The following is a 21070-nucleotide window of genomic DNA, read 5'->3' as shown; positions in this document are numbered from 1 at the left end:
AAAATCTTGGGAATCAGGACAGGGCGCGCAATACCGCCCGGACCGGGGAGGCATCGGCCGTGGTGAGCTTGAGCGGCAGGGCGATCAGCTCGTAGTCGCCCTCGGGCACGCCGTCGAGCACCAGGTTCTCGAGCACGCGCAGGCCGCGCTGGCGGATCACCTGGTGGCTGTCCAGCGTCTTGCTGTCGGCCGGGTCGATGCTGGCGGTGTCGATGCCCACCAGCAGCACGCCCAGGTCGGCCAGGCGCGCGACGGTGGCCGGCGCGTAGGCGGCCAGCGCCCCATCCCAGCGGTCCACCGGCATGGTTTCGTAGGTGCGCACCAGCACGCGCTGGGGCAGGGTGGCATCGACCGCGTGGGCAATGTGCTCCCACTCGATCAGCGGGCCGCGCCCGATGGCGTGGATGACGCGGCAGGGGCCCAGGAAGGCCTCCAGCGAGACGTCACCGATGGTGGCGCCCTGTGCGTCGTAGTGCAGCGGCGCATCGGCATGCGCGCCCACATGGGGCGAGAGGGTGATGGCGCTCACGTTCACCGGGCAGCCGGGCCCGATGGTGGCGCACCACTGCTGGCTGTAGGCCGTGTCGCCGGGGAACACGGGGCTGCCCGCATGCACGGGCGGTGAAATGTCCCAGAGCGGGCGCGCGGCAGGGGTGGGGTTGGCTTGCATGGGACAAAGTTTGCATGTCCCGAAAAACCCGTGGTGTCGGTTATTTCCAACAGTTTGTGGATTTTTTGTTGAAGCCTAAACTAATTTCAGAACACCAGGCCTTCCGGGAGCGGCGGCAGCCCATGGCGCGTGCGCGCCTTGTTGCAGGCGTAGTCGCCGGCCTCGAACTCGCGGCAGGGCGAGGGCCGCCACTCGTAGATGCCGCAGGCCACCTTCTCGCCCACCTTGCCGGTCAGCGCCGCGCAGCGGATGGGCACGTGGTCGGTGCCGCGCATGCGGCAGGTGCTGCCATTGACCTCCATGGCAAGACCATTGGGCACGGTGCCGCCCATCTCCTGCATCTCGTAGACGGCGAAGTCCACGCGAAAACTGGCACAGCAGGCGCCACAGGTCAGACAGGGGTGGGCGGAGTTGGACATACGAAGGCGCGCCTTTTTCGGCTTGGGAGACGGATCGGGGGGCTCGAATGGTAAGGCACACCCGGCCCGCGAGGGCATTCAGCCGTAGATCCTGCCTTGGGCCAGCGCTTGCAGCGCGTGCCCCAGATTGCTGCGTGCCTGGGCCTCGAACCGCCCATGGAACCATTCGGTGCCATAGATGCGTGGCCGTTCCAGAAAGCCCCGCAGCACCGCGCTGCGGCCTGCCACATAGCGCGGCCAGCGCACGAAGAAATACTCGCGCCGCACATTGCGCTCGAACAGGCGGTACACCGCATCGCTTTGCCCCAGCACCGCCAGGTCGATATCGACGACCCATTGCGCATCGCCAGCGAGGGGGCCGGGGTTGTGGCGCGTGTCCAGGATGAACTGGTGCACGGCCTGCACCAGCGAGGGGGGGAGATCCTGTGCACCCAGGAAGCGGCTGGCCCAGTCGGCGCTCTTTTCCTCGTTCATGCGGCCCCAGGGCCGGTAGACCGCGTCGTGGAACCACAGGGCCAGCGCCACCGCATGCGGCTGCTGCAGCGCACCGGGCTGTTGGGCCTGCAGCTGCTGCAGGTGGCGCAGGCAGGCCCACAGGTGCGTGGTGTCGTGGTAGGCGCGCGGCCAGCGCGCCCAGGCCAGCACCAGGCGCCGCCCTTCGCTGCGCCAGGCAGGCGTATCGCGGCCCAGTGCCTGGCCCAAGGCCTGCCAGTGCGCCAGCAGTTCGGCGCAATGGACGGGCTGGCGGCGCCAGGGCATGGGCAAGAGACTCAGGCGATCTTGCCCAGAAGCAGGTACTCCATGAGTGCCTTTTGCACGTGCATTCTGTTTTCTGCTTCGTCCCAGACCACCGACTGAGGACCGTCGATGACATCCGCCTCGACTTCCTCACCCCGGTGCGCTGGCAGGCAGTGCATGAACAGCGCATCGGGCTTGGCGGCAGCCATCATCTCGGCATCCACGCACCAGTCGGCAAAGGCCTTCTTGCGCGCTTCGTTCTCGGCCTCGTAGCCCATGCTGGTCCACACGTCGGTGGTCACCAGGTCGGCGCCCTTGCAGGCTTCCAGCGGGTCGCTGAAGAACTGGTAGCTGCCGTCGGCACTGGCGGCTAGCTTCTGGTCGACTTCGTAGCCGCGCGGCGTGCTCACATGCACCTTGAAGCCCAGCAGCGCCGCCGCCTGCAGCCAGGTGTTGGCCATGTTGTTGCCATCGCCCACCCAGGCCACCGTCTTGCCGGCGATCGAGCCGCGGTGCTCGATGAAGGTGAAGATGTCCGCCAGGATCTGGCAGGGGTGGTACTCGTTGGTCAGGCCGTTGATCACCGGCACGCGCGAGTTGGCGGCAAAGCTCTCGATCTTGCTCTGCTCGTAGGTGCGGATCATCACCAGGTCCACCATGCGGCTGATGACCTTGGCGCTGTCCTCGATGGGCTCGGCACGGCCGAGCTGGCTGTCACCCGTGGTCAGGTGCACGACGCTGCCGCCCAACTGGTACATGCCGGCTTCGAAGCTCACGCGTGTTCGGGTGCTCGCCTTCTCGAAGATCATGGCCAGCGTGCGGTCCACCAGGGGGTGGTGCTTTTCGTAGGCCTTGAACTTCTTCTTGATGAGCGCGGCACGCTCGAACAGGTAGCTGTACTCGTCGGCACTGAGATCGTTGAACTGCAGGTAGTGTTTCATGGCATTGCGGCGGCGCGCTCGCAGCGCGCCTTGGGTTTCATTCGGCCAGCAGGGCTTTGACCAGCGGGACCAGCTTGGCGACGATCTCGTCGGCCTCGGCGGTGGACAGGATCAGCGCGGGCACCAGGCGGATCACCTTGTCGGCCGTCACGCTCAGCAGCAGGCCGGCCTCGGCCGCCTGGGCCACCAGCACGCCGCAGGGCTTGTCCAGCTCCACGCCCAGCATCAGGCCCTGGCCCCGCACTTCCTTCACGCCAGGCAGGCTGCCCAGTTCGCGCACGAGTGCCGCCTTCAGGTGGTCCCCCACGGTGGCTGCATTGTGCAGCAGTCCGTCCTTCTCCATGATGCGGATGGTTTCCACCCCGGCGCGCATGGCCAGCGGGTTGCCGCCAAAGGTCGTGCCATGGTTGCCCGGCTGCAGCACGTTGGCGGCCTTGGGGCCCGCCACCACGGCGCCGATCGGCACGCCCGAGCCCAGGCCCTTGGCCAGGGGCATCACGTCCGGCACGATGCCGGCCCACTGGTGGGCAAACCACTTGCCGGTGCGGCCCATGCCGCACTGCACCTCGTCGATCATCATGAGCCAGCCGCGCTCGTCGCACAGCTTGCGCAACTGCTGCAGGTACTCGATGCGCATCGGGTTGATGCCGCCTTCGCCCTGGATGGTCTCGAAGAACACGGCCACCACGTTGGGATTGCCCTCGGTGGCCTGCTTGATCGCCTCGATGTCGTTGAGCGGCACGCGGATGAAGCCCTCCACCAGCGGCCCGAAGCCGTTGTGGATCTTGGGGTTGCCGGTGGCCGACATGGTGGCGATGGAGCGGCCATGGAAGGCCTTTTCGTAGACCACGATCTCGGGCTTGGCGATGCCCTTGTCCACGCCGAACTTGCGCGCGATCTTGAGCGCTGCCTCGTTGGCTTCCAGGCCCGAGTTGCAGAAGAACACGTTGGTCATGCTCGACAGCTCCACCAGCTTGGCGGCCAGGGCTTCCTGGCCGGGCACGTGGTAGTAGTTGGACGAGTGCATGATCTGGCTGATCTGGTGCTGCAGCGCGGGCGCCAGCTCGGGGTGGTTGTGGCCCAGCGTGTTCACGGCAATGCCGCCCAGGCCATCGAGGTATTCCTTGCCATTCACGTCCCACACTCGGCAGCCCTGACCGCGGGCCAGCGCGATGGGTACGCGGCCATAGGTGTTCATCACGTGGGGCGAGGCGGCCTCAATGAAAGCGGTCATGCAGAAATCTCCTGGCGGTGCGGTGAAAGGTGGGTGGAGTGTCCACCCGAAAAACGAAGCACGATTCTAGGGGCCATGCGATGACCCGCTATTGACGATTGCGCATCACTGCAATGCCGGCCGGATGCCATGTCCTCCAGTCAGGTTTAGAGGGGCAGCTCTTATATAAGAGTTAGAATCCATGGTTGCAGTGCAGCATGCAGTGATCCTGCGGTTGCGGACTGTCCATTACACTTCGACCCGATGGTTTCCCCCACCTCCAAAGAGATCTTCATCCAAGGCGTCACCCAGGACGGGAAAACCTTCCGTCCCAGCGACTGGGCCGAGCGTCTGGCGGGGGTGATGAGCAGCTTTCGCCCTGGCGGAGCACGCCCGGGCAGCCATTTGAGCTACTCCCCCTGGTGCATTCCCACCACCCTCAATGGCATCAAATGCGTGGTGGTGCACCGCGACCTGCGCGACCACGAGCCCATGGCCTGGGATTTTGTCGTCAACTTCGCGCGCGACAACAACCTGCAGGTGGCCGAAGCCTGCCTGGTGCCGGATGCGCCGGTGCTGCCGCCGCCTGCCAAGCCCTGAACGGGCCTTGTCCCATATGCATGAAGGCCCCTCGGGGCTTTTTTTCTGTCTGAAGAATAGGGGCGGCGCGGATTTGTCTTCGGCCGGATGGCTAGGCGGGGAGCCGCAGACAGTGCTGTAGCACGGCAAGGCGACCCAACGACGCCAGCCGGTCGAAGCCAAATCCGCAGAAACGAAAAAACCGCCCGGAGGCGGTTTTTTGCTTTTTTTGCTGGCAGCGCACCCGTTACAAACGGCGAACGGCGCGGGCCGTCCGGGCTGTTTGCCTGAAGAGGGTCAGGCGGCCAGGGCCAGGGCTTTCACCTTGGCAGACAGACGGCTCTTGTCGCGAGCAGCCTTGTTCTTGTGGAAGATGCCCTTGTCGGCCACGGAGTCAACCACGGCTTGCATCTTGGCGAACAGTTCGGTCGCCTTGGTCTTGTCGCCGGCCACGACGGCCTTTTCGACATTCTTCACGGCGGTACGGTATTTGGAGCGCAGCGAGGTGTTCGCAGCGTTGAGTTTCGTGTCCTGACGGACGCGCTTGCGGCCCGACGCCAGGCGCGGGTTCTTCTTCTTGGGTTTAGCGGATGCCATGTGTGTATTCCTTGGAGTCTGTGGATGATGCCAGCAAAGCCCGCGATTATAGCCCAGTTGAAGGATCCCGGCCAGTCGGGCCTCGCTGTACGGACTTCATCTTCGCCTCACAGGTCCGTCCCAGACTGCCCGGCACCCTGTTTCGCGTGAAGGATGGTCTCGATGTCCCCCTGGTTCAGTCGGCTCGCTGCAGCCGCCCGCGGCCCGCGCCCGCCAGCGCATACACTCCCGGCGGTGTCATTGCTCAAAGCCGCTTCCACCGTCTCCCTGCTGACCCTGGCCTCCCGCGTGACGGGCCTGGCGCGCGACCTTCTGATGGCCTCCTTCTTCGGGGCCAACGCCCTGACGGACGCCTTCAACGTCGCCTTCCGCATTCCCAACCTGTTCCGCCGCTTCTTTGCCGAGGGGGCGTTCAGCCAGGCCTTCATCCCGGTGCTGGCCACCAGCAAGGCCCAGCAGGGAGAAGACGCCACGCGTGTGCTCATCGCCCATGTGGCCACGGCGCTGGCCTGGGTGCTGCTGCTCACCTGCGTGCTGGGCGTGGTCGGCGCCCCGGTGCTGGTCTGGGCCCTGGCCAGCGGCATGCGCCAGAGCCCCGAGGCCTACGACGCGGCCGTGCTCATGACGCGCTGGATGTTCCCCTACATCGGCTTCATGTCGCTGGTGGCGCTGTCGGCCGGCATCCTCAACACCTGGAAGCACTTCACCGTGCCCGCGGCCTCGCCGGTGCTGCTCAACCTGTCCATGATCGGCGCGGCCCTGCTGGGTGCGCCGCAGCTGGAGGCGCGCGGCATCGAGCCCATCTACTCCATGGCCGGCGGCGTGCTGCTGGGCGGTGTGCTGCAACTGGCGGTGCAGATCCCGGTGCTGGCGCGCATGGGCCTCTTGCCGCGCATCGGCCTGGGCTGGCGCGCCATCCGCACGGCCTGGGCCGACCCGGGCGTGCGCAAGGTGCTGTCGCTCATGGGGCCCATCTTGCTGGGCGTGGGTGTGGCGCAGATCTCGCTGATGATCAACACCCAGATCGCTTCCTACCTGGCGCCCGGCAGCGTGACCTGGCTGTTCTATGCCGACCGGCTGATGGAGTTCCCGACTGCGCTGCTGGGCGTGGCCCTGGGCGTGGTGCTCACGCCGCAGCTCACGGCCGCCAAGGCCGCGGGCGACGCCGAAAAGTATTCGGCCATGCTCGACTGGGGCCTGCGCATCGTGGTGCTGCTGGCCGTGCCCTGCGCCGTGGCCCTGTTGACTTTCTCCCAGCCCCTGGTGGCCACGCTGTTCCACTACGGCAAGCTGGCCGACAGCGACGTGGGCCAGATCGCGCTGGCCCTGTCGGGCTATGGCGCGGGCCTGCTGGGCCTGGTGGCCATCAAGGTGCTGGCGCCGGGCTACTACGCCAGCCAGGACGTGCGCACGCCCGTGAAGATCGCCATTGCGGTGCTGGTCATCACGCAACTGCTCAATATCGCGCTCGTGCCCTTCATCGCCCATGCCGGGCTGGCCCTGTCCATCGGCCTCGGGGCCTTGATCAACGCCCTGTGGCTGCTCATCGGCCTGCTGCGCCGCGGCAGTTACCAGCCGCAACCGGGCTGGGGCCGCTTCATCCTGCAGGTGGTGGCGGCCACGGCCCTGCTGGCATTGCTGCTGGTCTGGGCCTCGCACCATTTCGACTGGGTGGCCATGCGCAGTGCCAAATGGCAGCGCATCGGCCTGCTGGCAGGGCTCATGGCGGCCTCGGCCGCGCTGTACTTCGGCGCCCTGTGGGCCGCAGGGCTCAAGCTGCGCAAAATGCTCAGGCGCTGAGGCGGTCCGCCGAACAAGCCCGTACATCGTGACTTTTGCCGCTTGACGCGGCGGGGGCAGAACCGTACAACCATGGCATGCCACTGAGTCTGACCGTACCCACCTCGCTGGAGTACTTTGCATCGCTGGTCCAGAGCGACGACCATTTTCCCCTGCTGGAGGCGGCCGCAAGCCTGGCGCAGGACGAGTACCCCGAATTCGACGTGCAGTTGCTGCTGGGCGACATGGACCAGCTGCAGGCGCGCATCAAGCGCCGGCTGCCGGCCGATGCCCCCGCGCTGCAGCGCCTGCGCACGCTCAACCAGTTCTTCTTTGCCGACATGGGTTTTGGCGGCAACGTCAACAACTACTACGACCCCGAGAACAGCTACCTCAATGCCGTGCTGCGCACGCGCCGGGGCATTCCCATCAGCCTGGCCGTGCTCTGGATGGAGCTGGCCCAGGGCCTGGGCCTGCATGCGCGTGGCATCGCCTTCCCGGGGCATTTCATGGTCAAGGTGCTGTTGCCCAAGGGGCAGGTGGTGCTGGACCCGATCACCGGCCAGTCGCTGAGCCGCGAAGAGCTGGGCGAGCGGCTGGAGCCCTACAAGCGCCGCAACGGCCTCATCGACGACTACGACGTGCCGCTGGGCCTGTACCTGCAGGCCGCCACGCCGCGCGACATCATCGCGCGCATGCTGCGCAACCTCAAGGAGGTGCACCGCACCCAGCAGGACTGGCAGCGCCTGATCGCCGTGCTCGACCGCCTGATCGTGCTGCAGCCCGAGGCCTGGGGCGAGTGGCGCGATCGCGGGCTCGCGCACGCCGAGCGCGGCAACCTCACCGAGGCCATCTTCGATCTGGAGACCTACCTCCACCACGTGGAGGACGGCCTGGACATCGACCACGTCACGGAACGGCTCGGCGCCCTGCGCAGCGCGAACGAATAGGCGCGAAACGTTTTTCGCGCCGGGCTGGCTGCCGGGCTCAGCCCTGCAGCCGGGCCAGTTCAGCGCGCAGCGCCTCGTTCTCGGCCGTCAACTCGGCCACACGCAGGCGCAGGGCCTGCAGTTCGCCGCCTGCCTCCGTCGATTCCTGCACGGAGGCTTCGTCCGCGGCTTCCTTGTCCTCGCGCGGCTTGCGCTGCTTGGCGTCGCGCACACGCTTGGCGGCCTGCTTGAGTTCGTCCTTGCCACCCTTGGCGGCGGCCACCTGTTCCTCGGCGGGCAGGGTGGCCACGGTGGCCGCTGTGGCCAGCGAGATGGTGCCGGACTTGACGGCTGCCACCAGCTCGGGGGCGGCCTGTTTCTGGATCCTCTCGATCGCCACCACCTGGCTGCTGCTCAGGCGGGCGGCGCGGGCAATCGCCTCGCGGCTGCTCAGGGATTCGGAGGGCACGTCCGGCGCCGGGGCGGGCGGCGGTGGTGCGGCCACGGGGCCGTCCGACGACCAGGGCAGGTCGGCCTCGTCCACGGGTTCCGGCGGCGTGGCCGCGGCGCGGGCCTTGCGCGCGGCCACGATCTCGCGCTTGCGCAGCGCCAGCACGCCGCGCTGGAAGTCCGAGACGCTGCGCCGGCCCAGGTGCTGGTCGATCATCCACAGGTGCACGTCTTCCATGCTCTGGAAATGCGTGTTCTGCACCGTCTGGAAGGGCAGGCCGTGCTTCTGGCAGATGCCGTAGCGGTTGTGGCCGTCCACCAGCACATCGCCCCACAGCACCAGGGCATCGCGGCAGCCCTCGGCCAGCAGGCTGCGCTCCAGGGCGTCGTGCTCGTCGCGGGTCAGGGGATCGATATAGGCTTTGAGTTCTTCGTTGACGACGATGTTCATGGTGGCGCGGGAAAACGGGAGCGGCAGGACAAGGGGCGGCATTGTAATGGGCCGCCTCCTGCAGGTTCTTACCGGTCCCTGGGGCCGCGCAGGGCGATCCAGGCCGCCACGGGCATGAACACCACGAGCAGGCCCACGATGATCCAGAAGCCGTGCGGGCTGTCCGCCAGCGGCACGCCTCCCACGTTCATGCCCAGCAGGCCGGTCAGGATGTTGATCGGCAGGGCCAGCACCGTCACCACGGTCAGCACGAACAGGCTGCGGCTGTTGGCCTCCTGTACGTTGGCGGCCACTTCTTCCTGCAGCAGCTTGATGCGCTCCTGCAGGCCCTGCATGTCGCGCAGCACCACCGAGAACTCCTCGGTCGAGTCGCGCAGCTCCTGCGCATCCTCGGCACCCATCCAGGCGGGCGGGTTCTGCAGCAGGCGGAACAGGGCCGCTGGCTCGGGTGCCAGCAGGCGCTGCAGCCGCACCAGCAGCCGGCGCAGCACCCCCAGGCGGGCGCGCTTGTGGTCCAGGCGCCCGGCCAGCAGTTCGTCCTCGATGCGGTCGATGCGCTGCGTGACGCCGCGCACGATGTCCACCAGCCCCCCGGCCTGGGTGCGCATGAGCTGCTCGAGCAGCGCTACGCTGGAGCGGGGCGAATGGCCGTTGCGCACGGCGGTGCGCAGCGCGTCCACCGAGCGCAGCGGGTGGGCCCGGGCGGTCACCACCAGTTGCGGCGCCACGCTGATCCACAGCGTGGCGATGTCGAAGGGCTCGAAGGCGAAGTCGAAATGCGCGTCGTTGAGCACGGCGATCAGGGTGTCGTCGTCGCGCTCGATGCGGGTGGAGTGCGAGCCATCCTTGAGCGCCTCGAAAAAGGCGTCAGGCAGCCCGGCATGGCGTTCCATCCAGCGCACCGCCTGGGTGTGGCTGAGGTTGAAGTGCAGCCAGACGAAGGGCAGGGCGTCGCCGTCCTCGGCAGGGGTGGCGGGTGGCTGGCCGAGCGACTGCAGCCACCGGGCGGCTTCCACCGAGTCGATGGCCTGCGGCGCACCCGGGGAGCCCATGCGGTAGCCACAGATCAGGCCAGCGGCATCGCCCCCATAGTTCTGGCCTGCGGTACTGGCGGCGGGTGCATTCATGGACGACGGAAAAAGGAACGGAAAGGCCGCCACAGCGGCGGGACGTGCCAGCGCATGGCTGCCGATGTTGCTGTTACCGCATGACAACGGTGTGACACTTCATGTGCATGTCATGCATTTGTCACTGGGTGGGCGCATCATGGGAAACCCCTCATCTGCCCCTTAGAACCCATGTTCCAGAACGCCCCCATCGATGCACAGGATCTGATGCAGCGCATCGCCAACGACCTGATCGACAGCTACGACGAAGAACTGGAGCTAGAGATCGAGGACCGCAACGTGGACGAGATCGGCGATCCCATGCCCACCGACCGCCATGCGCGCCAGCAGTATTTCAAGGAGCTGTTCCGCCTGCAGGGCGAACTGGTCAAGCTGCAGGACTGGGTGCAGCACAGCCGCCAGAAGGTGGTGATCCTGTTCGAGGGGCGTGATGCAGCCGGCAAGGGCGGCGTGATCAAGCGCATCACCCAGCGCCTGAACCCGCGCGTGGCCCGCGTGGCCGCGTTGCCTGCGCCCAACGACCGTGAGCGCACGCAGTGGTACTTCCAGCGCTATGTGGCGCACCTGCCGGCCGCGGGCGAGATCGTGCTGTTCGATCGCAGCTGGTACAACCGCGCCGGGGTCGAGCGCGTCATGGGCTTTTGCTCCGACGACGAGTACGAGGAGTTCTTCCGCACCGTGCCCGAGTTCGAGAAGATGCTCGTGCGCTCGGGCATCACGCTGGTCAAGTACTGGTTTTCCATCACCGACGAAGAGCAGCACCTGCGCTTTCTGGGCCGCATCCACGATCCGCTCAAGCAGTGGAAGCTCAGCCCCATGGACCTGCAAAGCCGCATCCGCTGGGAGGCCTACACCAAGGCCAAGGAAACCATGCTCGAGCGCACCCATATCCCCGAAGCCCCCTGGTGGGTGGTGCAGGCCGTGGACAAGAAAAAAGCCCGGCTGAACTGCATTGCGCACCTGCTGTCGCAGTTTCCCTACCAGGATGTGCCCCACCCCCCCGTGGTGCTGCCGGACCGCGTGCGCAACCCCGAGTACCTGCGCCAGCCCGTGCCGGCCAGCATGTACGTCCCTGATAGATATTGAGCACCCCCTGAGACGCTGCGCGTCTTCACCCCTCTCTCATATTGCTTCGCAATCTGGGAGGGGGACGCTCCCAGTGCGGCGGGGCGGCCCTTGCACGGGAGCACTGGCTTGGGCTGCGCGCGATCGACGGCTGCGCTCGCGTTTGAGCGCTGTCGCTCAGGTGTTCTTCAAAAGTTCGATGGTGGTGATCACGTCCTTGACCTTGAAGGGCTTGAGCAGGACGCGGCGCACGCGCAGGGCTTTCATCTGGTCGGCGGTCTGGGCGTCGACCTGCGCGGTGGTGACCGCCACGGGCACCGAGGCGGCGACCGCCAGGCGCGAACTGCGCACCTGCTCGAGCAGCTCCATGGCCTCCTTTTGCTCTTCGAGCGAGACGATCACGCCCGCATAGTCGCGCTGGGCCAGATGCTGCTCCGCCGTGCGCACGCTGGCCACCTGGCGCACCTCGGGCAGGGACAGCTGGCGTGCGGTCGAGACGATGATGCTGCCCGTGAGCATGCTGGGTTCCACCAGCAGGATGTCGCGCGCGCTCATGCGGTGTCTCCTTTCGTGTCTTCGGCGGGTGTTTCGGCACTTTCGCGCCGCACCAGCTCTTCCACCGCCAGGTCGCGCAGCGAGGCCAGGATGGCCAGGTCCACCCGGTCCAGGTTGCGCGGCTGCTGGTCGATGATGCACAGGGTGCCGATGTTCTGGCCGTCGGGCAGCTTGAGCGGGGCGCCCGCATAGAACTGGATGCCCGGGCCGCCGGTCACCAGCGGGTTGTCGGCAAAGCGCTGGTCGTGCGCGGTGTCGGGCACCACCATGGTCTCGTCCGTGAGGATGGCGTGCGCACAGAACGACACATCGCGCCCCGTCTCCTTGGCATCCAGGCCCACGCGCGCCTTGAACCACTGGCGCTGCGCATCGACCAGCGAGATCAACGCGATGGGCATGTCGAACTCCTGGGCGGCAAAGGCCACGATGCGGTCGAAGCGCTCCTCGGGCGGGGTGTCCAGGATCAGCAGCTGGCGCAGGGCCTGCAGGCGCTCGTCTTCATTGGCGGGGAGAGCAGGTTCTTGCATGTCGGTCGGGGCATTCCAAAACGCACGAAAAGGCATTATGGGACGGACTGCGGCCTGGCGCGACAAGGAAATTGCCAGGCCCGTGCTCAATGCCGGACGGCCGCCTCCCTTGCCGGTGTTCCGGGGCGGCCGAACTGGTGCCAGGCGCGGCGCAGCTGGGTGTCCGAGCTGAAGCCTGCCAGCGCCGCCGCCTGCGTCACGTTGTGGCCCGATTGCAGCGCCGCCTCGGCGGCGGCCAGGCGGATGCGGCGCAGGTACTCCAGCGGCGCGATGCCCGCATGCTCCAGAAACAGCCGGTTCAGGTGGCGCGGCGAGGTGTGCGCCACCTCGGCCATGGCGCCCACGTTCCAGGGCGCCTGGGGCTGCTGGCCTACGGCATCCTGCACGCGGTGCAGGGCCCCGTGCAGGTGGTTGCGGTGGTGCAGAAAGGGCGACAGCTCCGGGTCCTGCGGGCCGCGGCGCAGCGCCACCACCATGGTCTGGGCCACCTGGGCGGCGATGGCCGGGCCGCAGGCATCGGCAATGCGGTAAAGCATCAGGTCGATGCCGGTGGTCACGCCCGCGCTGCTGTGCAGGGCCCCGTCGTGCACGAAGACGCGGTTGGCCACCACATCGCAGTGCGGGTCCGCCTGGGCCAGCTCGTTCAGGTGCTGGTGGTGGGTGGTGGCGCGACGGCCGGCCAGCAGGCCGGCATGGGCCGCCAGCACGGCGCCCGCGCAGATCGTGACCAGCTCCAGCCGGCCTGCAGCCAGGCGCATGCCGCGCAGCCAGTGCAGCAGGTCGCGCGCCTCGCTGTTGTCCACCGCGATGGTCTTGCCCGGCAGGCCCACCAGCACCACCCAGGCCGGTTGGGGCAGGGGGGTGGGCAGGGGCTCCAGGCCTGTCAGCATGGCCCCCACCGACGTCACCGCCTGCGGCGTGGGCGCCGTGAAGTGCTGCACGAAGCGCTCGGGCAGGCCCTGGGCGCGCAGCAACTGGTTGGCGATGCGCAGCGCCTCGGCCGGGCCCGCCCAGTCCAGCACGAGGCTGCCGGGCAGCAGGGCGAAGTAGACGTGGATGGGAGAGGCGGGTGCGTTCAGGGCTCGGGGTTCCATGGCGTGTCCATCTGGCGGGCGGTGCGCTCCGACAGCGCCCGGCCCGCCAGGCGCGTGACCAGGTGCAGGGACATGTCGATGCCGGCACTGATGCCGGCCGACGTGACCAGCGCACCGCGGTCCACCCAGCGCACATTCTCCTGCACGTCGAGTGCCGGGAACTGCGCGCGCAGGTCGGTGATGTCCTCCCAGTGCGTGGTGGCGGGTCCCTCGGTCAGCACCCCGGCCGCCGCAAGGATGAAGGCCCCTGTGCAGACCGAGGCCGTGATCTGCGCGCCCGCGGCGGCTTGCGCCACCCAGGCGCGTGTCTCGGCGCAGGCGGCGGCCGCATCGACCACGCCGCCGGGCACGACCAGCAGGTCCGGTGCGGCGGCCGTGGCGAAGTCGGCATCGGGCAGCAGGCGCAGGCCCGCCCGGGCGCGCACGGGTGCCATGCTGCGCGCCACGCACTGCACGGCAAAGGGCGCGGGCGCGCCGGGCTGCAGGCGCTGCTGCATGCGGCAGGCGGTGGTGAAGACTTCGTAGGGGCCGCCCAGGTCCAGGGCTTCGACATCGTCGAAGACCAGGATGGCAACCTGCAAAGGGCGCGGGTCGGGGGAAGAGGTGCTCATGGCTTGTGTAGTGGCGGTCAACCGAAAGAAGGGGGCCTCAGCGCGGTGGCGCTGCCGGGGCGAAGACATAGCGGGGGTAGGTGCTCCGGGCGGCTGCAGCCAGCGCCGGGTCCACATCCACCGTGCAGAAAGGCTGGTCGGTGGTGGTGCGCGCGAGCAGGGCGCCGTCGGGGCTGATCACCCAGCCCGCGCCGCCGTAGGTGCCGGCAGCGCTGTCGACCCGGTTCGACGAGAGGCTGTAGGCGCCGGTGCGCACGGCGGCCACGGTGCCCATGGCCAGCCACTTGGCGGTGGTGGCCGCGGCGGTGGCGCGCGGCGTGAGGATGGCCTCCACGCCCAGGGCCGCGTACCCGGCATAGGTTTCGAGTGCCCAGAGCTCGGTGCAGATGCTCAGGCCGAAGCCCAGGGCGCCGGCGGCAAAGCGCGCGAATTCGGCGTCGCCGCGCTCGAACCAGTGGGCCTCCCAGCCACCCGGCTCCTCGGGCAGGTGGAACTTGCGCCGAAGCGGCTGGTAGCCGCCCTGCGCGGTCCAGGCAAAGCCCTCGTTGAAGTGCCGCCCGCCCACGGAGACCGGGCGGGCGCCCACCACCCGCGCGGCGCCCAATTCGTGCAGCCGCGCGGTCCAGGCGTCGCTCCGAGCGACGGCGGCGGCCCAGCGCGCCGGGTCGAACGGTGTGGATTCCCAGACCGGCTCCACGAAGGCGAATTCGGGCAGAAGCACCAGCTCGGAGTGTTCGCGGAGCACATGTGCGGCCAGGGCCTCCCAGGCCGGTTCGAGCAAGGCGGGTTGGTAGGGCAGTTCGCAGACGGTGGCGCGCATGGCGTTTTCCCGTTCAGCGCGCGGCCGCGGCGGCCGCCAGGGCCTCGTCCACGGTGCGCAGCGTGGCAAAGCGGCCTGCCAGCACCGTGGCGGTGCGGGCCTTGATGTCGGCGGCGGGCAGGGCGCGGCCATCGGGCTGCACCATGTCCCAGGTCAGCGTGGCGTCCACCACATAGTCCACCTCCCAGCCCAGGTCGGACGCGTGGCGCGTGGTGGTCTCGCAGCACTGCTCGGTGCGGATGCCGCTCACGATCAGGCGCTGGATGCCCTGGCGGGTCAGCCAGACATCCAGGCCCGTGCCCACCAGCGCGCTGTGGCGCGACTTGGTGAAGCTGGCGGCCGCGTCGAAGGCGGTCAGCCCGTCGAGCGGCCGCACATGGCCGGATTCGATCGCGAAGGCATTGCCGGCCTCGGCCGGACCCTCGCTGTGGAAGATGCGCACCACAGGCACGCCCTGCGCCACGCAGCCTTCGATCAGCGCGTTCTGTGCCGCCAGGTAGGCGGGCAGATCGTGCTCCGTGAAATAGGGGCGCTGGCGAAAGGATTCCTGGACATCGATCACAATCAGACAGGTTTTCATGGATGTGGCTCTTGGCTTCGGGTTGCAATGCGCATATCTTCCGTCTGAAGGCCGATCCCGTCCCTGCAGGTAGGGACATGTATCGATCAATTTCCGCCATGAAACAGGGGCCAACGGAGATGGTGGAGGGCGTCCATTTGCCGAATACCCCGATTTTTTGGGCAAACGCCTTCAGGTTAAAGGCCTGCTTGCTATTGATTGAATAGCATCAGGCGGGTGAAGCCATAAGCTGCTATGGTGCATAGGGTTTTCCCTGTATATGGATAGCACCCGCACATCTGCCCATGGCCCGCCGCTCTCGCCTCTTCTCGCTGTCTGCGCTCACCCGCGCCTACCAGCGCAACCTCAAGGCCTTCGAGAAGGCGGCCAAGCCCATGCGCAAGCAGGCCGCCAAGGCCCTCCGGGCCGTGCCCAGGCTGGCCACTGCGGCCCAGCCACTGCCGCGCCTGCGCACAGTGGCGCCCCGCCCGCGCAAGCCCCGGCCGGTGGCCGGTGAGTGGCTGGCCGGCATTGCACCCGGGCCTGCCGGTGCGCGGCGCTTTCACCTCTACATTCCCCCCGGCCTGGCACTCGGCAGGGGTGAGACCCTGCCCCTGCTGGTCATGTTGCATGGCTGCGGCCAGACCGGGCGCGACCTGGCGGCCAGCTCGCGCATGAACCGGCTGGCCGCGCGCAGGCGCTTTCTGGTGCTCTACCCTGAGCAGGAGCGCGTGGCCAACGCCCATGGCTGCTGGAACTGGTTCGACCGGCGCAGCGGCAAGGCCCAGGCCGAGGCTGCCACCCTGCTCGCCGCGGTGGACCAGGTGGCGCGCCGCCACCCGGTGGACCTGGACCGCGTGGCGGTGGCTGGCCTGTCGGCCGGGGCCAGCATGGCGGCCCTGCTGGGCGCCACCTATCCGGAACGCTTTTGCGCCGTGGTCATGCATTCCGGCGTGGCGCCCGGCACGGCCGAATCGGCCGCCACGGCCATGGCCGCCATGCACGGCAAGCGCGAGGCCCACCTGCCCGAGCCGCCGGGCGCTAGCGCCCTGGTGCCGGGCCTGCGCATCGACGGCACGCCGCTGCCGCCCCTGCCCCCGCTGATGATCCTGCACGGCGATGTGGACCACGTGGTCTCCCTGCGCAATGCCACGGCCACGGCCGCCCTGTGGGCCGGCTCGCTGGGCGCGCGCGAGGGCATGGCACGCACGCTGCAGCGCGGCAAGCGCCATGCGATGCGGGTGACGGAATACCGGCTGCGCTCACGCCCGGTGGTGGTGGTGCGCGAGATCCTGGGCCTGGGCCATGCCTGGAGTGGGGGCATGGCCGGCCTGCCCTACAGCGATCCGGCCGGGCCGGATGCCTCGGCCCTGGTGTGGGCCTTCGTCTCGCGGCAATTCCTGCGCAGATGAGGAGCGCAGGCCCAGCCCCTACACCAGCCGGGCGGCGGCCAGTTCCTTCTTGAGGTAGGCATAGAACAGCGGCGCGGCCACCAAGCCAGCGGGGCCGAACACCGCCTCGGCCACGAACATCACGCTGAGCAGCTCCCACACGCCCATGTGCGTGCGCCGGCCCACGACCTTGGCGTTGATCACGTACTCGGCCTTGTGGATCAGGATCAGAAAGCCCAGGCAGGCCGCGGCCGCCAGCGGTGACACCGACAGGCCCACGATGGTGATCACCGCATTGCACAGCAGGTTGCCCACAATGGGTACCAGGCCGGCCACGAAGGTCAGGGTGATCAGCACGGGGGTGTAGGGCAGCTCCAGCTTCCAGATGGGCAGCACGAACAGCAGGAACAGCGCCGTGAGCAAAGTGTTGAAGCTGGCGATCCAGAACTGCGCTGCCACGATCTGGCGAAAGGCCTCGCCCATCAGTGTGATGCGCTGCTGCAGCGCCACGGCCAGTGGCCCACGCGGCGGTGCCGGTGGCCGTACGGCTGCGAGTGCACCGATCAGCAGGCCCACATAGGCGAACAGCAGGCCGGCCAGCCAGGCACGGCCGGCCATGGCCAGGGCACCGGCCTTGGCACCGAGGTAGTTGGCGATGATGCGCTGGATCTCGGCCGCACCTTCAGGCAGGTGGCTGGCCATGTCGGCCGGCAGCTTCAGGCGCAGCTCTAGCACCGTGCGCGCCATGTAGTCGAGCAGCTCGCGGTACTGCTGGGGGGCTTCGACCAGGTAGCCGCGTGAATGGGTGACGCCGATGGCCAGCAACACCAGGGGCGAGAGCATCACCACGGCCGCGGCCGCCAGCTCGGCCATGCGTGGTAGCACCGTGGGCTGCAGCCCTCCGCGGCGCTGCACCAGCCGCGCCAGCCAGCGTGCCAGCGCGCGCGTGGCCAGAAAACCCAGGCACACGCAGAGCAGGCCGGGCAGCAGGTTGCGCCACATCACCAGCAGCAGCGCGCCGGCCATCAGCAGGTAGCTGGCCAGCGCCACGCCGCGTGGCAGCGGGCCGAAGGGCAACGGACCATCGGCCCCGGACAAGGGGGCCGCAACGACGGGGGTCTCGGTCAAGGAGGCCGGGACGATGTTCGATCCCGCTTCCGGTGGTTCCAGCGGTGGCTGCGCCATGGCGCTGGGCGGCCTCAGGCCACGACCACGGCCGCGCCGTCACCGCGTGGTGCGATCGCGCCGATGGTGTAGACCTTTTCGCCGGCAGCGGCCAGCGTGGCGGCCGTGGCGGCAGCGTTGGCGGCATCCACCACCACCACCATGCCAATGCCGTTATTGAAGGTGCGGTTCATCTCGATGTCGTCGATGCCCGCCGTCTTCTGCAGCCAGGCGAACAGCTCGGTCTGGGGCCAGCTGCCCTTTTGCAGGTGGGCCGCCGTGCCTTCGGGCAGCACGCGCGGAATGTTCTCCAGCAGGCCGCCGCCGGTGATGTGGGCCAGGGCCTTGATGGGGTGGGCCGCCAGCGCGGCCAGCACGTTTTTCACGTACAGGCGCGTGGGCTCCATGATGGCCTGCTTGAAGGGCTTGCCGTCCAGCGTTGCGGGGGTGTCGGCGCCGGCGCGCTCGATGCACTTGCGCACCAGGCTGAAACCGTTGGAGTGCACGCCGTGGCTGGCCAGGCCCAGCACCACGTCGCCGGCCCGCACGTTCTGGCCCGTGAGGATCTTGGACTTCTCGACCGCGCCCACGGCAAAGCCGGCCAGGTCGTACTCACCCGCGGGGTACATGCCGGGCATCTCGGCCGTTTCGCCGCCGATCAGGGCGCAGCCGCTCAATTCGCAGCCCCGGGCAATGCCGCCGACCACGGCCGCGGCCGTGTCCACGTCGAGCTTGCCGCAGGCGAAGTAGTCGAGGAAGAACAGCGGCTCGGCGCCCTGCACCAGCACGTCGTTGACGCTCATGGCCACCAGGTCGATGCCCACGGTGTCGTGCATGTTCCATTCGAACGCCAGCTTGAGCTTGGTGCCCACGCCATCGGTGCCCGAGACCAGCACGGGTTCCTGGTAGCGCTTGGGCACCTCGAACAGGGCGCCAAAGCCGCCGATGCCCGCCAGCACGCCTTCGCGCATGGTCTTCCTGGCCAGGGGCTTGATGCGTTCGACCAGCGCGTCGCCCGCGTCGATGTCAACGCCGGCGTCTTTGTAGGAAAGGGGGGTGGGGGTCGCGGAAGAGCTCATGGAGGGTGTGTGCAGGTAGGCCCGCAGGGCGGGCTGGAATCCCGGGATTTTAAGGGGCATCCCCGCGTGCGCCCCTCAGCCTTGCTGCGACGGGGGCTTTGTGGCGAGCGGGCCCGGGCGGGGCTGCAGCAGCACGCCCGCAAGCGCCAGGCCGGCAAACAGCATTCCGGCCACGAAGGTGGCGCCTGCACCCCACTGGTCCCACAGCAGGCCGGCCAGCGCGCTGGCCAGCAGCAGGGCCACGCCGCTGACCAGGTTGAACATGCCGAAGGCCGTGCCGCGCAGGTCTTCGGGGGCCGTATCGGCCACCATGGTGGCCAGCAGCCCCTGGGTCATGGCCATGTGCAGGCCCCACAGGGCCACTCCCAGCCAGGCCACGGCGCCCCGGCCGCTACAGGCCAGCAAGGCGTCCGCCGCAATCAGCACCACCAGCCCCCCGGCCAGCAGCGCGCGGTGGCTCACCCGGTCCGACAGCTTGCCCAGGGGGTAGGCGCCCAGTGCGAACACCAGGTTCATGAGGACCAGCACCAAGGGCGTGAAGGCCAGCGGCAGCCCGTCCTGCTGCATGCGCAGCAGCAAGAAGGCCTCGCTGAAGCGCGCCAGCGTGAACACCGCGCCCAGGGCCACCACGCCCCAGTAGTTCGGCCCCAGGCGGCGCAGGTTCTCGCGGCGGATGGGGTTGGTGCGCGGCGCCCCGGGGGGGCGTTCGGGTTCGCGCACGCCCGCTAGCAGCACCACCATACAGAGCATGGCGGGCAGCACGGCCACCCAGAACACGGCCCGGAAGTCGTTGGCCCAGAGCAACATCAGGCCCATGGCCAGCAGCGGCCCCAGGAAGGCCCCCACGGTATCGAGCGACTGGCGCAGCCCGAAAGCGGCGCCGCGCATGCCGGGCGGCGCCAGGTCTGCCACCAGAGCGTCGCGTGGCGCACCGCGGATGCCCTTGCCGATGCGGTCCAGGAGCCGAGCTGACACCACCCATTCCACCGTGCTGGCGATGGCAAACAGCGGCTTGGAGACTGCCCCCAGCCCGTAGCCGAAGACGGCCAGGGGCTTGCGCTTGCCCCACCAGTCGCTCAGCGCCCCCGAAAACACCTTGAGGATCTGGGCCGTGGCCTCGGCAATCCCCTCGATGATGCCCACCGTGAGCATGCTCACCCCCAGGGCCGCGACCATGAAGACGGGCAGCAGGCTGTGGATCATTTCCGAGGAAATGTCCATGAGCAGGCTCACGAATCCCAGGGCCCAGATGCTGGCGGGCAGGCGTGGCGGGTGGGGTGGCGAAGGGGGCATGGCGGGACCCTGGACTCTGCGGTGCGGTGGATGTGCCGGCAGGGTGCCGACAGGAGACTAAAATCGGCCATATTGTCGCTGCCGGGACTTTCCGCAACCTGCCCTGTGGCACTGCGCGACAGGCCCTTTGCCATCCCTTTTCGCCGCGTCCCGCCGCAGTCACCTACGGCCGGACCCCTTTCAATGCCACCTGTGATGCCGCTGCTGATCCTTTCCCTGCCCGCCGCTCCTGCACCCACCGCCACGGGCCGGCCCCTGCTGCCCGGGTGCCGCGCATGAAGCAACTGGCGCTCGACATCGGCCTGGCCACGGGGCCTACGCTTTCCCGCTTCTTTGCCGGCCCGAACGAGGCGGCCCTGCAACACGTGCGCCTTGCCGCCGGTGTCGGCAGCAATCCGGCCACCCGCTCGCCCGTGCCGACCTACCTCTGGGGCGAGTCGGGCAGCGGCAAGTCGCACCTGCTCCATGCCGTGCGCCAGGCACTGCGCGACGAAGGCGGCCACGTGGGCTGGCTCGACCCGTCCATGGCCGAGCCGCCCGAGTTCGACGAAGCCTGGTCCGCCGTGCTCATGGACGATGTGCACCTGTACAGCACGGCCCAGCAGGCCATGGCCTTCAACTGGTTCGTGAACGCCATCAGCCCGGCCAGCGGCAGCCAGCGCTGGGTGCTGGCCGCGGGCGAGCTGCCGCCCGCCGACCTGCCGCTGCGCGACGACCTGCGCAGCCGCCTGGGCTGGGGCCATGTGTTCCAGCTGCAGCTCCTGGGCGAGCCCGAGCGCCGCGCCGTGCTGCGCCAGGAGGCCGACGCGCGCGGCGTGTTCCTGAGCGATGACGTCATGGACTACATGCTCAACCGCTTCTCGCGCGACCTGGGCAGCCTCATGCAGCTGCTCGACCAGCTCGACGCCTATGCGCTGCGCGCCCAGCGCGCCATCACCATTCCGCTGCTCAAGGCGATGCTCGAGTCCGAATGAGCCCGCGCCTTCCTCTGCCGGCAGCCGCCGGCGCCTGACTGACCG

At 68.5% G+C, this 21070-nt stretch carries 23 protein-coding genes; 6 read left to right on the top strand and 17 right to left on the bottom strand.

Annotation, left to right across the window (positions count from 1 at the left end; all coding sequences use genetic code 11):
- Window positions 1-13: 13 nt before the first annotated feature.
- The 5 genes from kynB to AC3WOH_RS22370 form a co-directional block, all read right to left on the bottom strand.
- Window positions 14-670, bottom strand: coding sequence for an arylformamidase (gene kynB / locus AC3WOH_RS22390; protein WP_492231529.1), 657 nt, complete (start codon window positions 668-670; stop codon window positions 14-16).
- An 86-nt stretch (window positions 671-756) separates the two neighbouring features.
- Window positions 757-1089: a YkgJ family cysteine cluster protein gene (locus AC3WOH_RS22385; RefSeq protein ID WP_492231528.1), complete on the bottom strand. Its 333-nt coding sequence runs from the start codon at window positions 1087-1089 to the stop codon at window positions 757-759.
- A 78-nt stretch (window positions 1090-1167) separates the two neighbouring features.
- Window positions 1168-1848 carry an HD domain-containing protein gene (locus AC3WOH_RS22380; RefSeq protein WP_492231527.1) on the bottom strand — a complete coding sequence of 227 codons (681 nt, stop codon included), beginning with the start codon at window positions 1846-1848 and terminating at the stop codon, window positions 1168-1170.
- A gap of 11 nt (window positions 1849-1859) precedes the next feature.
- A complete protein-coding gene (gene argF, locus AC3WOH_RS22375) occupies window positions 1860-2768 on the bottom strand; it encodes an ornithine carbamoyltransferase (protein WP_492231526.1) in 909 nt (302 codons plus the stop codon).
- Between the two features lie 37 nt (window positions 2769-2805).
- Entirely contained in the window at window positions 2806-4002 is a 1197-nt protein-coding gene (locus AC3WOH_RS22370) for an aspartate aminotransferase family protein (protein ID WP_492231525.1), read from the bottom strand.
- 243 nt (window positions 4003-4245) lie between these two features.
- On the opposite strand from AC3WOH_RS22370, the gene AC3WOH_RS22365 reads away from it, so the two are divergent.
- Window positions 4246-4581, top strand: a complete 336-nt coding sequence (locus AC3WOH_RS22365) for a DUF3579 domain-containing protein (RefSeq protein ID WP_184856804.1) — start codon at window positions 4246-4248, stop codon at window positions 4579-4581.
- 276 nt (window positions 4582-4857) lie between these two features.
- Here AC3WOH_RS22365 and rpsT read toward each other — a convergent pair whose 3' ends face one another.
- A complete protein-coding gene (rpsT, locus tag AC3WOH_RS22360; protein WP_184856803.1) occupies window positions 4858-5157 on the bottom strand; it encodes a 30S ribosomal protein S20 in 300 nt (99 codons plus the stop codon).
- A 234-nt stretch (window positions 5158-5391) separates the two neighbouring features.
- Here rpsT and murJ point away from each other — a divergent pair, with 234 nt between their 5' ends.
- Both murJ and AC3WOH_RS22350 read left to right on the top strand, forming a co-directional pair.
- Complete coding sequence (gene murJ, locus AC3WOH_RS22355) at window positions 5392-6957, top strand: murein biosynthesis integral membrane protein MurJ (protein WP_492231524.1); 1566 nt, start codon at window positions 5392-5394, stop codon at window positions 6955-6957.
- Between the two features lie 77 nt (window positions 6958-7034).
- Window positions 7035-7886 (top strand): SirB1 family protein, encoded by an 852-nt coding sequence (locus AC3WOH_RS22350; RefSeq protein ID WP_492231523.1) that lies wholly within the window; start codon window positions 7035-7037, stop codon window positions 7884-7886.
- A gap of 37 nt (window positions 7887-7923) precedes the next feature.
- Here the strand turns inward: AC3WOH_RS22350 and AC3WOH_RS22345 are convergent, their stop codons facing one another.
- Window positions 7924-8766, bottom strand: a complete 843-nt coding sequence (locus AC3WOH_RS22345; protein ID WP_492231522.1) for a ParB N-terminal domain-containing protein — start codon at window positions 8764-8766, stop codon at window positions 7924-7926.
- 68 nt (window positions 8767-8834) lie between these two features.
- The gene (locus AC3WOH_RS22340; protein ID WP_492231521.1) at window positions 8835-9893 is read right to left on the bottom strand and encodes a transporter; all 1059 of its coding nucleotides are present in this window, start codon (window positions 9891-9893) and stop codon (window positions 8835-8837) included.
- Between the two features lie 171 nt (window positions 9894-10064).
- On the opposite strand from AC3WOH_RS22340, the gene ppk2 reads away from it, so the two are divergent.
- On the top strand, window positions 10065-10979 hold the full coding sequence (gene ppk2 / locus AC3WOH_RS22335; RefSeq protein ID WP_492231520.1) for a polyphosphate kinase 2: 915 nt from the start codon (window positions 10065-10067) through the stop codon (window positions 10977-10979).
- 156 nt (window positions 10980-11135) lie between these two features.
- On the opposite strand, the gene AC3WOH_RS22330 is transcribed toward ppk2, so the two are convergent.
- The 6 genes from AC3WOH_RS22330 to AC3WOH_RS22305 form a co-directional block, all read right to left on the bottom strand.
- Entirely contained in the window at window positions 11136-11513 is a 378-nt protein-coding gene (locus tag AC3WOH_RS22330; protein ID WP_184856797.1) for a response regulator, read from the bottom strand.
- Complete coding sequence (locus AC3WOH_RS22325; RefSeq protein ID WP_492231519.1) at window positions 11510-12040, bottom strand: GAF domain-containing protein; 531 nt, start codon at window positions 12038-12040, stop codon at window positions 11510-11512. The genes AC3WOH_RS22330 and AC3WOH_RS22325 overlap by 4 nt, the downstream gene beginning before the upstream one ends.
- A gap of 86 nt (window positions 12041-12126) precedes the next feature.
- On the bottom strand, window positions 12127-13134 hold the full coding sequence (locus tag AC3WOH_RS22320; RefSeq protein WP_492231518.1) for a GlxA family transcriptional regulator: 1008 nt from the start codon (window positions 13132-13134) through the stop codon (window positions 12127-12129).
- Window positions 13116-13745, bottom strand: a complete 630-nt coding sequence (locus tag AC3WOH_RS22315) for a DJ-1/PfpI family protein (RefSeq protein WP_492231517.1) — start codon at window positions 13743-13745, stop codon at window positions 13116-13118. The genes AC3WOH_RS22320 and AC3WOH_RS22315 overlap by 19 nt, the downstream gene beginning before the upstream one ends.
- 37 nt (window positions 13746-13782) lie before the next feature.
- Window positions 13783-14565 carry a carbon-nitrogen hydrolase family protein gene (locus tag AC3WOH_RS22310; protein ID WP_492231516.1) on the bottom strand — a complete coding sequence of 261 codons (783 nt, stop codon included), beginning with the start codon at window positions 14563-14565 and terminating at the stop codon, window positions 13783-13785.
- Window positions 14566-14578: 13 nt separating this feature from the next.
- The gene (locus AC3WOH_RS22305) at window positions 14579-15145 is read right to left on the bottom strand and encodes a cysteine hydrolase family protein (protein WP_492231515.1); all 567 of its coding nucleotides are present in this window, start codon (window positions 15143-15145) and stop codon (window positions 14579-14581) included.
- Window positions 15146-15429: 284 nt separating this feature from the next.
- Here AC3WOH_RS22305 and AC3WOH_RS22300 point away from each other — a divergent pair, with 284 nt between their 5' ends.
- Window positions 15430-16536 carry an extracellular catalytic domain type 1 short-chain-length polyhydroxyalkanoate depolymerase gene (locus AC3WOH_RS22300; RefSeq protein WP_492231514.1) on the top strand — a complete coding sequence of 369 codons (1107 nt, stop codon included), beginning with the start codon at window positions 15430-15432 and terminating at the stop codon, window positions 16534-16536.
- A gap of 18 nt (window positions 16537-16554) precedes the next feature.
- Here AC3WOH_RS22300 and AC3WOH_RS22295 read toward each other — a convergent pair whose 3' ends face one another.
- The 3 genes from AC3WOH_RS22295 to AC3WOH_RS22285 form a co-directional block, all read right to left on the bottom strand.
- On the bottom strand, window positions 16555-17700 hold the full coding sequence (locus AC3WOH_RS22295) for an AI-2E family transporter (RefSeq protein WP_492231513.1): 1146 nt from the start codon (window positions 17698-17700) through the stop codon (window positions 16555-16557).
- 14 nt (window positions 17701-17714) lie between these two features.
- On the bottom strand, window positions 17715-18758 hold the full coding sequence (gene purM, locus AC3WOH_RS22290; protein WP_492231512.1) for a phosphoribosylformylglycinamidine cyclo-ligase: 1044 nt from the start codon (window positions 18756-18758) through the stop codon (window positions 17715-17717).
- A gap of 75 nt (window positions 18759-18833) precedes the next feature.
- Window positions 18834-20051 carry an MFS transporter gene (locus tag AC3WOH_RS22285; RefSeq protein WP_492231511.1) on the bottom strand — a complete coding sequence of 406 codons (1218 nt, stop codon included), beginning with the start codon at window positions 20049-20051 and terminating at the stop codon, window positions 18834-18836.
- Between the two features lie 275 nt (window positions 20052-20326).
- On the opposite strand from AC3WOH_RS22285, the gene hda reads away from it, so the two are divergent.
- Entirely contained in the window at window positions 20327-21025 is a 699-nt protein-coding gene (gene hda, locus AC3WOH_RS22280) for a DnaA regulatory inactivator Hda (protein WP_184856788.1), read from the top strand.
- Window positions 21026-21070 lie beyond the last annotated feature (45 nt).

It is taken from the genome of Acidovorax sp. FW305-C-20-28 (genome assembly GCF_058783375.1).
This window is presented reverse-complemented; position numbering and strand designations above follow the sequence as displayed.

Coding starts and splice junctions, on each gene's coding strand:
- kynB (WP_492231529.1), bottom strand. CDS start 670: ATGCAAGCCAACCCCACCCCTGCCGCGCGCCCGCTCTGGGACATTTCA.
- AC3WOH_RS22385 (WP_492231528.1), bottom strand. CDS start 1,089: ATGTCCAACTCCGCCCACCCCTGTCTGACCTGTGGCGCCTGCTGTGCC.
- AC3WOH_RS22380 (WP_492231527.1), bottom strand. CDS start 1,848: ATGCCCTGGCGCCGCCAGCCCGTCCATTGCGCCGAACTGCTGGCGCAC.
- argF (WP_492231526.1), bottom strand. CDS start 2,768: ATGAAACACTACCTGCAGTTCAACGATCTCAGTGCCGACGAGTACAGC.
- AC3WOH_RS22370 (WP_492231525.1), bottom strand. CDS start 4,002: ATGACCGCTTTCATTGAGGCCGCCTCGCCCCACGTGATGAACACCTAT.
- AC3WOH_RS22365 (WP_184856804.1), top strand. CDS start 4,246: ATGGTTTCCCCCACCTCCAAAGAGATCTTCATCCAAGGCGTCACCCAG.
- rpsT (WP_184856803.1), bottom strand. CDS start 5,157: ATGGCATCCGCTAAACCCAAGAAGAAGAACCCGCGCCTGGCGTCGGGC.
- AC3WOH_RS22350 (WP_492231523.1), top strand. CDS start 7,035: ATGCCACTGAGTCTGACCGTACCCACCTCGCTGGAGTACTTTGCATCG.
- AC3WOH_RS22345 (WP_492231522.1), bottom strand. CDS start 8,766: ATGAACATCGTCGTCAACGAAGAACTCAAAGCCTATATCGATCCCCTG.
- AC3WOH_RS22340 (WP_492231521.1), bottom strand. CDS start 9,893: ATGAATGCACCCGCCGCCAGTACCGCAGGCCAGAACTATGGGGGCGAT.
- ppk2 (WP_492231520.1), top strand. CDS start 10,065: ATGTTCCAGAACGCCCCCATCGATGCACAGGATCTGATGCAGCGCATC.
- AC3WOH_RS22330 (WP_184856797.1), bottom strand. CDS start 11,513: ATGAGCGCGCGCGACATCCTGCTGGTGGAACCCAGCATGCTCACGGGC.
- AC3WOH_RS22325 (WP_492231519.1), bottom strand. CDS start 12,040: ATGCAAGAACCTGCTCTCCCCGCCAATGAAGACGAGCGCCTGCAGGCC.
- AC3WOH_RS22320 (WP_492231518.1), bottom strand. CDS start 13,134: ATGGAACCCCGAGCCCTGAACGCACCCGCCTCTCCCATCCACGTCTAC.
- AC3WOH_RS22315 (WP_492231517.1), bottom strand. CDS start 13,745: ATGAGCACCTCTTCCCCCGACCCGCGCCCTTTGCAGGTTGCCATCCTG.
- AC3WOH_RS22310 (WP_492231516.1), bottom strand. CDS start 14,565: ATGCGCGCCACCGTCTGCGAACTGCCCTACCAACCCGCCTTGCTCGAA.
- AC3WOH_RS22305 (WP_492231515.1), bottom strand. CDS start 15,145: ATGAAAACCTGTCTGATTGTGATCGATGTCCAGGAATCCTTTCGCCAG.
- AC3WOH_RS22300 (WP_492231514.1), top strand. CDS start 15,430: ATGGCCCGCCGCTCTCGCCTCTTCTCGCTGTCTGCGCTCACCCGCGCC.
- AC3WOH_RS22295 (WP_492231513.1), bottom strand. CDS start 17,700: ATGGCGCAGCCACCGCTGGAACCACCGGAAGCGGGATCGAACATCGTC.
- purM (WP_492231512.1), bottom strand. CDS start 18,758: ATGAGCTCTTCCGCGACCCCCACCCCCCTTTCCTACAAAGACGCCGGC.
- AC3WOH_RS22285 (WP_492231511.1), bottom strand. CDS start 20,051: ATGCCCCCTTCGCCACCCCACCCGCCACGCCTGCCCGCCAGCATCTGG.
- hda (WP_184856788.1), top strand. CDS start 20,327: ATGAAGCAACTGGCGCTCGACATCGGCCTGGCCACGGGGCCTACGCTT.